This window comes from Acetivibrio cellulolyticus CD2 (assembly GCF_000179595.2).
Taxonomy (GTDB): Bacteria; Bacillota; Clostridia; order Acetivibrionales; family Acetivibrionaceae; genus Acetivibrio; species Acetivibrio cellulolyticus.
Map to the genome: position 1 here is coordinate 1,672,212 of NZ_JH556653.1, position 16,960 is coordinate 1,689,171.

14 protein-coding genes are annotated in these 16,960 nt (G+C 33.7%); 4 read left to right on the top strand and 10 right to left on the bottom strand.

The features are described from left to right. Positions 1-500: 500 nt before the first annotated feature. From ACECE_RS0209410 to ACECE_RS0209420, 3 genes are all read right to left on the bottom strand, one after another. Positions 501-1,778, bottom strand: coding sequence for a glycosyltransferase family 2 protein (locus ACECE_RS0209410; protein WP_010680958.1), 1,278 nt, complete (start codon positions 1,776-1,778; stop codon positions 501-503). A 249-nt stretch (positions 1,779-2,027) separates the two neighbouring features. Beyond that, positions 2,028-3,566 (bottom strand): site-specific DNA-methyltransferase, encoded by a 1,539-nt coding sequence (locus tag ACECE_RS0209415; protein ID WP_010680959.1) that lies wholly within the window; start codon positions 3,564-3,566, stop codon positions 2,028-2,030. Positions 3,567-3,792: 226 nt separating this feature from the next. Continuing rightward, on the bottom strand, positions 3,793-4,626 hold the full coding sequence (locus tag ACECE_RS0209420; RefSeq protein ID WP_010680960.1) for a hypothetical protein: 834 nt from the start codon (positions 4,624-4,626) through the stop codon (positions 3,793-3,795). A gap of 334 nt (positions 4,627-4,960) precedes the next feature. Here ACECE_RS0209420 and ACECE_RS0209425 point away from each other — a divergent pair, with 334 nt between their 5' ends. From ACECE_RS0209425 to ppnP, 3 genes are all read left to right on the top strand, one after another. Then, complete coding sequence (locus ACECE_RS0209425; RefSeq protein WP_010680961.1) at positions 4,961-5,443, top strand: hypothetical protein; 483 nt, start codon at positions 4,961-4,963, stop codon at positions 5,441-5,443. Positions 5,444-5,582: 139 nt separating this feature from the next. Continuing rightward, positions 5,583-6,947, top strand: a complete 1,365-nt coding sequence (locus ACECE_RS0209430) for a hypothetical protein (RefSeq protein WP_010680962.1) — start codon at positions 5,583-5,585, stop codon at positions 6,945-6,947. Between the two features lie 173 nt (positions 6,948-7,120). After that, complete coding sequence (gene ppnP / locus ACECE_RS0209435) at positions 7,121-7,432, top strand: pyrimidine/purine nucleoside phosphorylase (protein ID WP_010680963.1); 312 nt, start codon at positions 7,121-7,123, stop codon at positions 7,430-7,432. An 80-nt stretch (positions 7,433-7,512) separates the two neighbouring features. Here ppnP and ACECE_RS0209440 read toward each other — a convergent pair whose 3' ends face one another. The 7 genes from ACECE_RS0209440 to ACECE_RS0209470 form a co-directional block, all read right to left on the bottom strand. Continuing rightward, on the bottom strand, positions 7,513-8,184 hold the full coding sequence (locus ACECE_RS0209440) for a S24 family peptidase (RefSeq protein ID WP_010680964.1): 672 nt from the start codon (positions 8,182-8,184) through the stop codon (positions 7,513-7,515). Between the two features lie 250 nt (positions 8,185-8,434). Then, complete coding sequence (locus ACECE_RS0209445; RefSeq protein ID WP_010680965.1) at positions 8,435-10,546, bottom strand: M56 family metallopeptidase; 2,112 nt, start codon at positions 10,544-10,546, stop codon at positions 8,435-8,437. Position 10,547: 1 nt separating this feature from the next. Next, a complete protein-coding gene (locus ACECE_RS0209450) occupies positions 10,548-10,931 on the bottom strand; it encodes a BlaI/MecI/CopY family transcriptional regulator (RefSeq protein WP_010680966.1) in 384 nt (127 codons plus the stop codon). A 75-nt stretch (positions 10,932-11,006) separates the two neighbouring features. Further along, entirely contained in the window at positions 11,007-11,294 is a 288-nt protein-coding gene (locus tag ACECE_RS0209455) for a hypothetical protein (protein ID WP_010680967.1), read from the bottom strand. A 214-nt stretch (positions 11,295-11,508) separates the two neighbouring features. Beyond that, positions 11,509-11,664, bottom strand: a complete 156-nt coding sequence (locus tag ACECE_RS31035; protein ID WP_010680968.1) for a hypothetical protein — start codon at positions 11,662-11,664, stop codon at positions 11,509-11,511. 123 nt (positions 11,665-11,787) lie between these two features. After that, positions 11,788-13,449, bottom strand: coding sequence for a bifunctional diguanylate cyclase/phosphohydrolase (locus tag ACECE_RS0209465; RefSeq protein ID WP_010680969.1), 1,662 nt, complete (start codon positions 13,447-13,449; stop codon positions 11,788-11,790). 283 nt (positions 13,450-13,732) lie between these two features. Beyond that, positions 13,733-15,337 carry a bifunctional diguanylate cyclase/phosphohydrolase gene (locus tag ACECE_RS0209470; protein ID WP_010680970.1) on the bottom strand — a complete coding sequence of 535 codons (1,605 nt, stop codon included), beginning with the start codon at positions 15,335-15,337 and terminating at the stop codon, positions 13,733-13,735. A 373-nt stretch (positions 15,338-15,710) separates the two neighbouring features. Between ACECE_RS0209470 and ACECE_RS0209475 the strand changes: the two genes are divergently transcribed. Beyond that, positions 15,711-16,874, top strand: a complete 1,164-nt coding sequence (locus tag ACECE_RS0209475) for a histidine kinase N-terminal 7TM domain-containing protein (protein WP_010680971.1) — start codon at positions 15,711-15,713, stop codon at positions 16,872-16,874. The last annotated feature ends 86 nt before the right edge of the window (positions 16,875-16,960 follow it).

Below are 16,960 nucleotides of genomic sequence, written 5' to 3' on the forward strand. Positions count from 1 at the left end.
ACTTCGTCGCGCCAAAATTGCATTTTTTGTGTACCAGCCCATATATATACCATGGTATATAGAATATAACAAAAAAGACGCACACTGAAGAATTCTACTCTTCATCGAGTACGTCCTATCATTTTTCTTAATGCTCCATAGCATGTACTGTAAATCGATTTATTGCTCTTGTTTGTACTTTCTCTCAAAAAGGTTCAATTGATTATTTAAATTATAGCACATAGATATATTCAATTTCAATAGTTTTTTATATATTTTTTATAAAATTTGCAACTTTTATTTCCTTAACTTGCATTTTATTTATCAGGATTATTCCCTCGAAACAGTTTAATATCCCAGTACCTTATCAATAATCTCCTAAGCACTTTTCATCAACTGAATCATTGGACTTTCTCCCCATCCAAATACCTTCAATATTTAAAGCATAGAAAAAGAGCTGCATATAAAACAGCTCCTTTTAATTAAATCATATACATATTATTGAATCTCAGACAAATGATCTAGCCTGCTTTCCCCAATTTCCCCATGTCGGTTATATCCAACGCTCTGGTATGTAAAGTATGCACCCATTCCTTTTTATCCCTGTCAATATAGCCCTGTACCATAATAGGAATCCATGTGATAGTGTAAATAGGATATAAAATATAGTACAATAGTATTTTCAAAGAAAGTTTCTTCTCTAGCACAAGAAATATTACGGTAAAATATGTAGAAACAGCAAACACTAACGTTGCCAAAGCAAAATTCATACTAAGTATTTGTGCAAAATCAGTAAATAATACTAATTTAAAAAGGTTACACAGCATTACAACTCCGCCTAATACAACAAACAAAGGGTATATTACATAAATTGCATTGTCAAAAGCAACAAGGTCTCTCTTTTTTATAGCTCTAGAAAAAAGAGCCTTTGTATATCTGCATGCACAATCTGACTGTCCTTGCATCCAGCGTTTCCTCTGTCTCCATGATTGCTTCATTGTAAGAGGCTTTTCATCATAAACAGCCGCCTCATGCGCCCAGTATACTTTTTCACCCTTCAATACAAGCTTTATAGTAAACTCAAGGTCTTCCGTAAGGCTTGTGGCACCCCAGCCTATCTCTTTTAACAAGTCTGTAGCCACAACAAAACCTGTCCCACCAAGTACGCAGCTAAGACCTAAATGATAACGTGCCAACTGGAATATCCTGCTATTGATCCAAAATGCTATGCTATAGCTTGCAGCTACAAATGAATCTGTAGGGTTTTTGCTATCAAGATAACCTTGAATCACCTTATGTCCCTTACATAAATGCTTGTTCATCTCCTTAAGAAAATTCAAAGAGAGCAGATTATCTGCATCTAGGACACATACTGCATCATATTTCTTTTCCATCTTAAAAATCTTGTCAAACATCCACTCAAGAGCAAAGCCCTTGCCCTTTTTGTTTTTATCAAACCTTTCAAACGCTATAGCTCCATTTTCTCTAGCTATTTTAGCAGTATTATCACTGCAGTTGTCTGCGATTACAAATATATCATATAAATCAGCAGGATAATCTAGTTTGTCCAGGTTTCTTACTATACTACCTATAACCTTTTCTTCGTTGTGCGCAGCTACAACAAGAGCAAACCTTTTTACAGGTGAATAGTTGTCCGCATTCTCTTCCTTCCTTTTAACCCATCCGAATATTGATATAATAAACAGATAAATAGCTACAGGCACTATAACAATCTGAAGTCCAAATACAACTTTGTCAATTATAACTTTAAATATTTCGAAATCGTTACCTAAAAGCATTTATATTCTCCTTCTGTTAAATAAATAACACACCAATTATTGCACATTCCATTAAATTACTACTACTATCCAAAATAATCAAGCTTAAATGCAATTGAATTTAAACTTCTGAAGCCCATTTGAACGAAAGACTTAGAAGTTTTGCAGACGTTTACACTATTTTGCTAATTATCTCCATAGATAAGCTTATTCTCAAGTATAAAATCTGGGGTTTATCTCCAAATAAATACTTCATAGGCACATTTAATTTTATGAATCCAGTCTATAAACTCTAAAGCCATAATCAATATCAATTCCGCTTTCTTCTTTTAGTTTCTTTGCAGCTCTACATATACGTTCCTTGCCAATTTGGCAGATGTCCCTGTATCCCGCTTTGTATGCAATTGAATCCGCAGGTACCTGTTCAGGTTTTTGCACCATTATATACTTTCGCCGACCTGCATCATATGCATTTATCTCCATTACTGCATGAGCTGTTGTTGCCGAGCCTGAGAAAAAGTCAAGTACGATCGCCTCTTTTTCATCTTTTACGATCATATTAATTATTTTCTTTATTAAAGACACAGGCTTGGGATAGTCAAAGCACCGTCCCATTCCTAAGTGCTCCAGCTCCTTAACGGCACTCTCATTTGTACCAATACCGTTAATTTTATTCAGCTCAACATCCAACATATTTGTAGGAGTCTTATAGCGGCCTTCTGTGTCAACTCTTTGAAATCGGATAGAGAATTTGGATGATTTGATTATGAAATAAGTGCCGTTTTTGATTTCATTAAGCAGGAATTCATCGGTCCATTTGAATGCTCCTTTCAATGAAACTTCACTGTAGTTTACACCATCCCTAACATCAAAATCGTTGAGCACCTCAACTTTGTCATAGTTCCCGGCCTTAAAACTTCCATCACGGCAAAAGGTAAACTTTATTGTCCCTTTCGGGAAGTTTAAAACTCTTATAGGATTACCGGTATTTAAAAGCGGTGCATCGCCATTATCAAGTTTATCCCCATAATACTTAATATTATTGATGTTCTTCTCATAACAAAGTACATATTCCGCTGTCTTTCTGCTCTTATTGGATAACGACGGGGGAGTGCAGGTTTTTGTCCAAATAAATGTTTCAACATAATTGGACTCTCCAAATATCTCGTTCATCATCCACTGAAGATTGTAAAGCTCGTTATTGTCTATACTGACAAAGATCACACCATCATCCTGAAGCAAATTCCTAGCTAATTTTAGCCTTGGATACATCATTGTAAGCCAACCACTGTGAAACCTTCCATGAACTTCACTGTCTTCGGACAATCTGTTACAATTCTCATCCTGTCGGCATTTCGCAAAGTATTGAGTTGTACCCATACTAAAATCATCCTTATATATAAAATCCTTTCCCGTGTTGTAAGGTGGATCTATGTATATGCATTTTATCTTGTTCATATAGGATTCCTGCAGTAATTTAAGCACTTCAAGGTTATCACCCTCTATATAGAGATTCTGAGTGTTCTCCCAATCCACACTATCCTCCTTTATCGGTCTCAATACCTTATCCGAAGGTATGTTGGATAGACGTATTGCTTCTTTCTTTCCCGGCCATGAGACTTGGTACCTTTCATTCTCACCATCGACAATCTCACTCGTCAGCTCCTGCTTAAGCAAATCAAAATCTATAGCCCTTTTTAGCTTCCCGCTATCGTCCCTTACCTCTGTGATAACATTTGGGAAGAACTGTGCAATTCTTTCAATATTAATTTGTTTAAGGTTATCTGACTTCATTGCAATCTTATCCATAGTTCCTCCTGCTTATTTTTGACAAGTTCAATCTATTCTAATCTTTAGTTTTAGTCCTAGCTTTAGTTCCAGTGTAGATTTTACGCATAATAAATATAGTGGTTAAGACCTCTTTATCGGACTTAACCACTACATAACATTCTTATTTAGATACCCTTGTATATAGTATATAATTAGCCCCACTTGATTTTAGAGACTTGCTCGCAAATTCCCCAAACCAAAACAATTATTGCTCAGTTTTCTTCTTAAATAGACTAAAACTTTTCAGCTTTTCCTTGTCAGTAACCGCAATATAAACTTCGGCAATCAACAATACCATTATGCTTAGGATCAGCACAAGAATAACAAAAGGATATTCGCCTCCAAAGCCGCTTGCAGATGTATGCTTAATCAATATACCTATATATGCCCATATTACAACTAGTCCAAAGCCTAAATTACAATTTTTGAACATCGTAAGTCCAGCTATAATGAGACCCACGATCAAAATTGCTATAGTCCAAATCCAATCAGGCACACCGAATCTATTCCATCCTATACTAACAAGAAATACAGTTGCATTCGCAATTGTTGCCACAGTAATCCATCCGAAATAAATGCTAAAGGGAAGCCTTATAAAAATCTTTTCTCTTGTTGTAAGCTCTGCTTTTCCTGTCTTAATATTAATAATAATCAAGCATAAAAGGATAACTGCCATCATAGCTAAAGAAATTCCTATCGATTTGTAGTGCCATACAAATATCCATGCCGTGTTTGCCATTGATGAGATTGTAAACAGTATACCAATCTTCTCAATCAGGTCTTTACTAAATGTACCATTCTTCTTGCTAAAAAAGCCGAATTGATATAATATGTAACCTCCAAGCAAGATATAAATTACTCCCCAAATAGAAAATGTCAATGCAGCTGGTGTAAAAAGATTCTGGTATGAATTTGCAACCTCACCTGTTGTCATTCCGTTAAACGGTATAATATTCGCAAGCACATTCACGACAATCATCACAATAAACGTTACAGTAGTATGAACCTTTGTAAAAGTACTTACAGTAGTATCTTCCATCCTTAGCACTCCTTTATGATTTTACTGGTCTATCCAATTCCCAAAAGTATCATCCGCTTATATAGTAATAGTCATACTTTCTCCTAAATAAGCATTTTTAATTACCTTTAATGTCATAATAGTATCACATAATAAAGCATTCAACAATATTATTTATGAAGCAGTGCTACTTTTGCAAATCTTTCTGAGGAATAGCCAAAATCCATCAACACTATAATTAGTAACATCGCAACAATAATGTTGGAAACTTTACAAATGTATGCAATCAATATATAATGTATGTAATTATTGTATTAGGATCCTATACATATATGAAGTAATAATGGAGGCTAATATGGAAAGTTGCCCTAAACAAAAAATCAAGATAAAAAGATCACATCAAATTATAATAGTATCATTAATATCACTAGCTTTAATTATTTGTACTTCTTATATGCTTTTTTGTGTAAAAATAACTCATGCGAAAGTAATGGACCCTGACCTTAAAAAGGCATCAAACATTCAAAAAGCAATAACTGCGTACATGGCTGATACAGGTGATACGGCTTTGACCTTTGGCGAAAAAAACGCAGGTAAACCCGATTTTGAGAAAGTCCTGCTTAAATTGCATGAACCTTTAGAAATTAATGGCGTTAAGTATGAACCGCGTTTACACTTGCCTGAGGGATCATCAATCCAACAGTACTATAGTATTACCAATACAAAAAAGTTTAAAGGTTTCAAAATCACAATATATTCAAAATATGATTATAAAGTCGAAGTGACTCCTCATGCATCAGAAAACATACTTGTATATAGCGATGCTGAGCAGCCTTAATACTTCACAGCAAATAATTTTCCCATAAAAATATGGTATCCGTGATATCCTCTGTAATAAAAAAACAATAATGACATAAAAGAATATATAATGTATAATCCAAGGGAAGTCAATTTTTTTATCTTTGAAGGGAACTTGGATGATGAAAAAAATGGTGCGTGTTTTGTTTGGTTTAGGTATCTTAATTTTTCTCGTATTAATTATATATTCCTTTAATTTGGCCCAAAACACAAAAATTAAAAATTCTTTTACAATTACCCAAACGACTGCCAAGCCTCACCTTACAAATATAAGCTGGCTTCCAAATGATAATAACTGCGAACATGTGGCTGGATGGTTAGGAAGCCGCATTCTCATCAACTATATCTCCAACCCTAATGACAGTGCTGTTTATATCTTCGATCCCCAACATGGAAAAAAAGAGCTTATAACCAAGCATGGAGGATATTCAGGCATATTTAACGGTTATACCAAAATAAATCTGTTTGCTCTAAGCGATCAAAGGATTTTACTTCATTATAATTATATTGATAACATGCTATTACAATCTGAATTAAATGATATAAATGGCATCAGAGGGGACTATACATATTCTACCATTGAAAATACGGTTCCTAAAGATAACTGGTTAAGAAAATTAGCGGTGGAAAGTGCAGAGGACTACGATTCAAAAGATAAGGAGACAAAAAGCAAAATTGAAATATATAATTTAAAATCAAAAAAGTCAGAAAAGATATTTCAATATAAAAGTAAATACAGAACAGTAGGCAAAGGAAAATGCACTCCTGTAAACAGCTTTCAAAGTATCGGGTACTCAAATAACTCCAAATTTATTTGCTGGTGTATGGAAGTAGATCCTGGAACTTTTACATTTTCAATATACAATGTAGCTTCAAAAGCTATCAAAGAATACAAAATTACCGAGGATGAGGGCCGTTTCAATTTTATCAGCAACCTGTCCGTTTCAAATGATGGAGATACACTTTGGTTTACAGGAGGGCCTGTCACTAACTATCTTGCCAATAATCCTAAAGCAGGAACCAATATCTTTAAACTGGACCTGAATACAAACAAAATAGTACCCGAACTAATTGCAGAAGACGCTATAACTTATAAAACTTCCTTTGATAACAGGTTTATCGTTTATGAGAAACTTATTAATGATAAACAAATTCTAATTACTCTAAACTGCCTGAACCTTGACTCTATGAACGAGATCATAATTGATGACAATATTATGACGAATGTATCAGGATGCTTTGATTTATCTAATTTTGATAATACAGTTTCATATTTGAAAAAAGATCTTGCAGGCGCAAAAGTATATGTTGTGAAACTTGACTCCCCAAGTAACCAACCTGCTCTTATATACTCATTACAGGAAGTGGAAGCTGTTAACTGTATTCACATTGGACAAGACAATAAAAAACTACTTATTTCCTTTGATTTAAAAGAGAACGAAAGACTAAAGCACAACACATGTGTAATGGATATTAGTTGGTAATATAATCCCACATTCGCTAATTCTTTAACTATTATAGCAACATAGATCAAATGTGAAAAATGATATTAATGAATTGCTGAAATTCAATTATCAACGTACAAAATTTTTTGTGTTGACGATATCGTAATTATCTGAGATATTTATATAAATAACATTTAATGGAGGAAATAAACATGCAATTTGAAAACGTTACAATAGTAAAAAAAGCAAATATATATTTTGATGGAAAAGTCACAAGCAGAACAGTTATATTCAAAGATGGTGAAAAGAAAACCTTGGGAATCATGATGCCTGGTGAATACGAATTCGGTACACAAGACACAGAAATTATGGAGGTTATTGGCGGCTCTATGGACGTCCTTTTGCCAGATGCTACAGAATACCGAACTTTTAAAACAGGAGATATATTTGAAGTACCTGCAAATTCAAGCTTCAAGCTGATAATCAAAGAAATCGCCGACTATTGCTGTTCATACGTTAAATAATATGAACTCGTTCGACAAGGGCGGAATGAGAAAAGACCGGCAGCCCGGTCTTTTCTCATTAAATAAGATTAAATTAACAGTTATAATGTTATCTCTAAACGTACTAACCTGCCAAGCACATTTACGTCTTTTCTATATGCAGTATCCGTTACCAAACTGCCTCTATTGCTGACAATCAACAATCTACCACCTTCAATATTTTTTATCTGTCGGATAGTTCTCTTGCCTTTATACTCAACAAAGAAAATTCCATCCTTATCAATTTCATGCGTATTGTGAACCAATACAAGATCTCCTTTTAAAACTCTAAAACCAGCCATATCATTGTCTTCAATAACCAGGTAGAATACTTTGTCCTTTGCAAAGCCTTCTACTTTGTTGTTTATAATAGGCAGCTGCTTTACTTCAACCTGCTTTTCCATTTTGTAGTTATAAACAGGCACCACCATTAGAACTCCTGCAAGCGCATCATTCCATATGTCCTGTACAGGTTTTTCAACTACCTTAACCACATTCTTTTGAGGCTCAGGCCTGTATGCTTTTTCTTCGGCTTCATAAATATCCAGCTTGCCAACTTCACCACGCAGTGCTTTGGAAAATTTCTTTATCAGATCCTCATTTAATATCCTTCTGCCGGTTTCCACATCTATAATAAATCCTTCTGATACACCTACAATTTTCCCAAGCTGCTTTTGAGTAATTCCAAGTTCTTTTCTCAACTTGCTAATCTCTGAACCCATTCTGCTGCTCATATACAACCCTCCACAATTTCAATCCGAACACAAAATGATTAATTTTTATTTTGTACACCCTTAATTTGATACTATTATACATTTCATACGCATATTTCACAACAACTTAATTCATAAAATTTGTCAATTAAAAAGCCGCATGCAGTAAAATACTGAATGCAGCTAAATATATACTATCAAAAAAATCTTTACAGGTAACATTAAAAAGTTACTGTAGTTCAACTCCCACCTGATCTTCGTAGGTTTCTCCCTATTCAAACCCTAATTCTGCTTTTACCTCTTCTTTACTATATACCTTATTGTCTCCACAAGATATATTTATGACAACAGAACCCTTGCCAAAAGTCGGCAGCATACACATATCCTGCCCATCATCTACACCAGGGACATAAAAGAACTGTCCATATTGACTTCGATAGCCTTCTTTCACATCTGCCATATTTCTTACTTGTATGCTTATCCTTTGAAATCCTGATTTGTGTTCAACAAAGCCGCTTACGCCACCCTCGCACAGTCCAACATATTGCAAATTATTCAAAAAATACTCTATTACACTATCAGCGTCCTGATTTGTAGAAATGCACACATCAAATTGACCATTAGCAGGATTTTCTTCACTAGGATTAATAATATCACTTTCATAAAGTCCTTTAATAACCATATCTTTACTTAGTTTAATACCTCTCAGTTTTTCAGGTAAATCCTTCACAGTGTTTTCAGTGTTCATTCTCTTTTGGTGGTCAAAAGAATACAAGTAATAGTCTATCTCATATTTTTCTCCAAACGGTCTTGCGCTAATATGGAAATGTAGTCCGTCCTTTTCCCCTTCTATATATATCCTGGATTTTTCAACCATGTATGTTTCCATATCTGCCTTTTTGCCAAACATCCTTTCATAGAACAATGCTCTTTCTTCTTTTTCCTGCGGAACAATTACTGCACCTTTTAAAGCATTAGCTAGATAAGCTCTGACCTCTTCCTCCGTTGCAGTAACCATAAAATCTCTCAGAATCATTTGTAGGTCTTTGTTATTATCAAAGAAAGTATCTTCGCAATAGTAAAGCTCACTTCCTTCCATTGTAGGAATAACATCACCCGGAAACCAATTCTTTAAATTTTTAGGAAACTTATATGTTATTTCATAAGAATCCTTTTTTTCCTTAGTCCTAGCTTGAACATTAGCTGCAATCTTATTATTTGCTTGATTTGTCAGATTCTTTGCTTGATTTGCTGGATTCTTTCCTACATGTGCATCGGTAAGCAGCACAGAACTTAAAGAAATACAAAATATAACTACCAATGCAGAAAACTTATATGAACCTTTTTTAAATTTACTAATCATGTTAATTCTCCTTTCAATTTGTTTCTTCGTTTTGCAGAAGCTCGCAAAATTCACTACAGGCCGACTTTTTGCATAAGACTTTGCCAGATTCAGCAACGTCATTGCATAAGATATAGACTCACTCTCATCAAGTGCCTCAAGTACATGGTTATCACATGCCAATTCCCTGTCACGGTTAATTTCCCTGGCTGCTAACCACAAAACAGGGTTGAACCAATGAACAACTGCCAATATACATACAAAATAATTCAGCAGAATATCTCCCTTTTTGTAGTGGGAAAGCTCATGCATTAATATAAACTTAAGCTGCTCAGCATCACTTGATTCACATAGCTGCCGCGGAATATAAATTTTAGGTTGTATAACACCTGCTATAAATGGACTCTTCGAATCAGGGATTATAAATATCCTTATATTCCTCTTTACCTTAAGTATGGTCTTACATTTTTCAAGTATATTCATACTTGTCATGTCTTTTTTTTCAACATATTTTCTACTTATAATGAAGAATCTCATATTTAATATAAGTATAATCAGCATTATTGAACTCATCACTAATAACCATATAATTGAAAGAACAGATATGTAATCTATGTCTATAGACTTTTTAACTGGAATTGTATTTGGCGCAACAGCTTTCTTAAATTTATCGGATGTAACTTCAGACTTTTCATCAGTTTTAGGCTTTTGCACAAGCTTATTATTTGGTGTGCTCAAACTAATGTTAAGATTTGGCTGAATTCGAAGATTATTCGTAGAATCTACAGGCACATTAACACTTTGAGACTTCGTATCTGTTATTTCCCTGACATTGTTAAAAAGGTTGAAAACGCTTATTTTACTTTCAGGCAAGTAAGGAACTATCATTCTTATAAGTACTATTGCCCATAGCAGCATATAAAACTTAGGGTTGATAAAACCTTTCAAAAGTCTTCTGACCAAAATAATAATTATTGCAATAACACTTGACATTACTGAAAGTGACAAAACCGATAAAAAAATATTAGTAATTACGTTCATATCACTTCTTCTCCCTTTTCTTGCTTAAAATAAGCCTTTCGAGTTCTTCAAGTTCCTTATCAGTAAGTTCCTCTTCTTCTAAAAGGTTTGAGACCAACATTCCCAAAGCCCCATTATAAATTCTTTTTAGAAAAGATTTACTTTCAGTCTTAACAAAGTCTTTCTCCTGTAAAATCGGGTAATACTTATATATTCTTCCTGACTTTTCAAAGCCAAGTGCACCTTTATTAACAAGCCTGTTTAGGAAAGTTTTAATAGTTTGCGCAGTCCAATCCTTATGATCTGAAAGCTGGTCAATAACTTCCTCTGAAGTAGTAGGGTTACTTTTCCATATTATCTTCATTACTTCCCATTCTGATTCTGATATCTTTGCTATTTCACTCATTTACTAGCCTCCTGGATCCATGTTTACATACGTAAACTATAATTATTACCAGTTTACATCTATCTACCAGGATTGTCAACTTCTATAACTTTTCTTATCTTTTCTTATACATTTATCCGGCTTGATCGTTTCAATAAAATCCATAATTTTATCATACACATAATCTGTAATTTCTTCGGTAATCCAATCTATAATATCAACTCGTCTATTTTCTTGTTCAAAATGCCCTGTCTTATTAATGGCCTTATCCATAACTTTGGCTTTATTTGCTTTAACGTAATAAATATCTTGCTGTGCATTTGTTATGACTGGCATAGAAAACATAATTGAAATAATCAGCGTTAGTACAAGAAATCTATTCATGTTAATCCTCCTTTCATAATTAGGAATAGCCGAATTTATATTTTGGGCATTCCTTAAAATTCTCTGTTTACACGTGTAATCAATTTCAGTTTACGCCTGTAATTTGAAATTGTCAATATATTCTAAGAAATATTTTCCATCAAAAAACTGGATCCTCCAGAATTGTCACTTTAGTGATTCTAGAAAATCCAGTCCTTAACGCTTATTCATTTCTTTATTTCCATTCAGCCAACAAATCCTTATACAACTCTTTTGTCTGATCTGAGTTTTCTACATTCAATATAATAAACTCTGAATTTGTTTCAATAAATATAAATGGTGCCTTTGAATCATCTACAAATAACTTAGCGCTTCCAACCTCATCCAGCACAAAATTCCCCTTCTTTTTACTGCCAAGTGAAGACCCGTTCAGCCACCTCCAAAACACCTTTTCTTTATACTTTCTTTCTTTTGAAAACTGCTATGACATCTCGGGACTCTTTATTTATTCTTATCATACTATTAATTGTTCTTTCTCATTATTTATTTTTGATTTAACGACACAATTAACATTAATAGCACTTAAAAAAGCTTGCACAATACAAGGATCAAATTGTGTTCCTGAATTCTTTTCCAGTTCAGCTATAACTTCACTAATTTCCATGCCTTTCCTATATGGTCTGTCAGACAACATCGCATCAAACGAATCTGCTACACATAGAATTCTTGCTTCAAGCGGTATATCATTTCCCTTAAGCCCACAAGGATAACCTTTTCCATCAAACCTCTCATGATGATGTTTTATTGAATCTATTAACAATTCAATGCTCGACAGAGGCTCCAATATATCAACGCTATAACTCGGATGCTTATGAAGCATATTTATGTCCTCTTCAGTCAATGGCTCACTTTTATTCAGCACATTTTCCGGTATTTCCACCTTGCCAATATCATGCAATAAAGCAGCTATTTTAATAAGCCTGATGCGCTCCCCGCCAAGCCCCATTGCCTTGGCAATCATTACTCCATAATCCATAACACGCTCCGAATGTCCCAATGTATACCTGTCTTTTGCAGAAACTGTTCCTAAAAGAGCTCTTAATCCACCGAATAATTTCTCATCCGAGTCGAAAAAATACTTAATTTCTCCAAAAATATCTCTATAAAGCTTCACATTATTTCTTCCCATATTTTTTGCCCGATAAAGAGCGCTATCTGCCTGCATAATCAAATCATCCTTGCTTTCAGCAAGCTCAGGATATATAGAATATCCTGCTGATAACGTAACTTTATCTGGTATTGCAAAAACTTCTTCTGAATTAGTCAATTTATCAAAAGCTTTTCTTATATGTTCAATTACTGTTAATATTCTTTCTGAGTTTGCATCGGGCAATAATATTACAAACTCATCTCCCCCATATCTGCAAACAATATCCTGATCCCCTGTTTGATCCATAAATATTTCCGAGGTTTTAGCTAAAAGTATATCCCCCGCTTTATGACCATAATTGTCATTAAACCTTTTAAAGTTATCCAAATCAATCATTAGCATTCCTAAAGTACTGCCTGAATTATCAGCTTTTGTTATCTCCTCTTCAAGCTTTGTTTGAAAATATCTATGATTGAATACTCCCGTTACACCATCTATATTTGCAAGCCATTCCAGCCTTTTTATGTTCTTCCTTCCCTGTTCGGATGTATAACCCACCATAATGCATGCTACTATAAGAGCAATTCTAGTAGCTGCTAAGCAAAAAAGCAACCCCGGAGCACTCTCTGTTATCTTTGCTATATCCTCAAAATCCGGAAAGTAATACATGTATAGAGATAATTCCCCTCTTACCCTAAACACTTTCAGAGTTACTTGATTTGCTAGAAACAACATCTTAATCGTAGCTATAGCATTGGATATTACGCATATTATCATTCCTAAATATCCCAAGTTGTAAGAAAGAAAAATCGAAAGGCCAATTTCTATAACTCCCATTAAAGCCCTAATTTTAATAGTAAAAAGCCCAGACGCCTGTGCTATTTCTATGCCGGCATATATTATAACAATGATAATGAAACGTAGAGATATCCTTTCTTTTGCAGCAGCTAACAATTTGGGGTATATACTTGTCCCATATTGCAAATCTTTTAATTTTTTATCTGTCTTAATAGCTGTACTTTTCATCTCAAGCATCCTTATATTTTTTGACTTTATATGCTAATTATTATTCTTAATAAATTAAAAGAGTAAAAAGTAGACTAGTGTCCAATATGCTATATTTTTTGCAATGGTCACGCTGTCTTTCAAATTCGAGACCACAAAAACCCCTTATAACACTTATTTCACAATATCTATATCATACACTAAAAACAGGATTTTTCAAGACATAATTTACCGGTTAGTTGCATTTTTACTGCTACTATGTTTACTATAACTGCAAGCTTTACCTATTCAGAATTTTCATTATTCATCTGTAGCTTAGTGGCAAATTAGAACTAAGCGTGCTTATAAATGCTTGCACCGTATAAGGGTCAAACTGCGTCCCAGAATTCTTTTCCAATTCCTCTATAACCTCATCAATTTTCATGCCTCTTCTATATGGTCTGTCAGACAACATCGCATCAAACGAATCTGCTACACATAGAATTCTTGCTTCAAGTGGTATATCATTCCCCTTAAGCCCACACGGATAACCATTTCCATCAAATCTCTCATGATGGTGTTTTATTGAATCTATTAACAGTTCAATGCTTGATAGAGGCTCTAGTATATCAACACTATAACTTGGATGCTTATGAAGTAAATTCAGATCATCTGCATTTAACGGCTCACTCTTATTGAGCACAGATTCAGGAATTTCAACCTTTCCTATATCGTGTAGCAAGGCTGCTATTTTGAGAAGCCTGATTTTTTCACTGCTAAACCCCATCTCCCTACCTATCATTACTGCATAATCCATAACGCGCTCGGAATGACCTAGTGTATATTTGTCTTTAGCAGATACCGTCCCTAAAAGAACCTTTAACCCTCCAAACAATTGCTCATCTGAATCGAAAAAAAACTTAATATCTTCAAAAATATCTTTATAAAGCTGTACATTATTTCTCCCCATATTTTTCGCCTGATAGAGAGCAGTATCTGCCTGCTCAATTAAATCATCCTTATTTTTAGCAAGATCAGGGTATATGGAATATCCTGCCGACAACGTAACTTTATCCGGTAATGAGCAGAATTCATCAAAATCAGTCATTTTTTCAAAAGCGTTTCTTATTCTTTCAATCACTAATAAAGTACTCTCTGAATCAGAATCAGGCAGTAATATGGCAAACTCATCCCCCCCATATCTGCAAACAATATCTTGCTCTCTTGTTTCATCCATAAATACTTGCGAGGTTTTAGCTAACAACAAATCCCCGGATTTATGCCCATAAATGTCATTGTACTTTTTGAAGTTATCTAAATCGATCATTATCATTCCTAAAGAAGAGTTTGCATCATAAGCTTTTACTATTTCTTCATCAAGCCTTGTTTGAAAATATCTGTGATTAAATAGACCTGTTACGCCATCTATATTAGCAATGAATTCCAACCTTTCTATATTCTTTTTACCGTTCTCAGAAATATAGGAAACAATTATACATGCAATTATAAGAGCAACTCTGGTGGCTGATATTGAAAAAAGCAAACCCGCAGTATTTTGCGTAATCAAATTTAATTTCTCAGCTGATACCTTTGTTTCTTGCTCTATAAGTATTGCTACATCGTTTGAAAGCTTTAGCATGCTGGCAGCTGCCATACTATTCATTGTTACACATAAAATCATTCCCAAATATCCCATACGATAAGAAATGCAAATGGAGAGTCCAATTTCGAAAATTCCTAATATAGCCCTAATATATACAGAAAATATTCTAGCTGCCTGTAAACATCCAATACAAATATAAATTATAACAAGAATGCTAAAACCTAGTGATATCCTTTCTTTTAAAGCGGTTTTCAATTTAGAAAACATGCTGGTTTCAAAGGAAAAGTTATTTTTCTTTCTATTTGTTTTTATAACTGAGTTTTCCATACCAATTTTCCTTTTCTTCTTTTAGCGTATAAAGTAATACTGTCGCTTTTATAGATTTAAAAATGCATAACTATTTATAACATAGTCTTTTACCGCAACGACCACATTCTCAAATTAAAATAACGCTCATATGAATTGTTTCCATCAAAATTCCTTCTTTTACAATAACTATATCATACACTAAAATCAGGATAAATAAAAGTATAATTTATTTCTACAAAGTAACAACTTGTAAAATTCTTAAAATTTTATGCAAAAATAAGTAAACTTTTCATAAACTTTGTCTGTTAATATTTACAAAATCAAAAATTTACCATAAAATAGTCATAGAGACTGTAATTTGAGAAATTTGCTATCTTATAGGGAGAAGATTATGAATTATAATTTGCTATATTTTATATTACCCTCAATATCTATTGTTTTTTCCTTATCAATGATATTGTTTTCTTTCATGCGAGGGAAAAAAAGTCCAACCCTTTATTCCTTTATCTTTTGTCACGTAATCTCTACTATATGGACTTTAGGTCAAATACTCGAAAACGCCAGCACTGATGAAGAACAAAAATGGGTTGCAACAGTGATAAAATACTCTGCAATTATTTATATGGGTGCTGCATGGTTCACCTTTACCTTGCTGTATACGAAAAGAGTTATATATTTGAAAAAATCTTTGGTACTAATATTTATACTGCCAATTGCTTTTAACATAGCAGTACTAACTAACCAATACCATTGTCTATTCTTTTCTGATTATGCTTTTGAAGCCAAAACTTATGGACTTATTTTCTGGATACACACCGTGGTGTCATATTTATATCTTATATCATCCATAACTCTTCTATTAGTTACCCAATTTAAAAGCATCGAAAAGTATAGGATCCAGTATGCTTTTTTGGCAATATCCATTTTATTCCCAACAGTCTTAAATATACTATATATTTCAAAAGTAATCAGACCTGGAACGGATTTTACTCCTATTGGTTTTGCATTTTCATCCTTTATCTTTTTTGTGGCCGTTTTTAAATACCGCTTTTTAAACATTTTACCAGTCGCAATTACAAGTATTCTTGATGCAATCCCCCAAATAGTTGTGGCTATTGACTCCAATAACGAGATTAACTATTCCAATAAAGCGTTTCATTCATTTTTACCTCAATATAAACCATCAGTACAGAATAATATTGCAAAATTTAATGAATATCTTAGAAAAAAGGTTTATATCGATGAGAAAAATCTTCTGGTTTTAGATCGTTTGGCATCAGCAGGAAATGAACCCTTTACAGGAGAACTGGAGTTTAAGTGGCCAAATTTAAATAAGACAATATTTTTTCTTATAAATGTAATTCCAATACAAGAAAGAGGTGCCTCAATAGGAAAAGTTTTAATATTTAGTGATGTAACTGAATATAAACACTTAATAAATGAAAATGTCCAGAAAAACGAAACTTTATCCTTAATGGCTCAAAAACTATTGGAGGCAAACCTCTTCCATAACGAAGCCGCTTCAATTTGTGAAGACCCTAGAGCTACTAAATAAATCGAAATAAATATGAAAATTCAACATTCTCAACATTGGCATTAAATTTAATCCCTTATAGTTCAAAATGGGGCGCCACTTTCAAT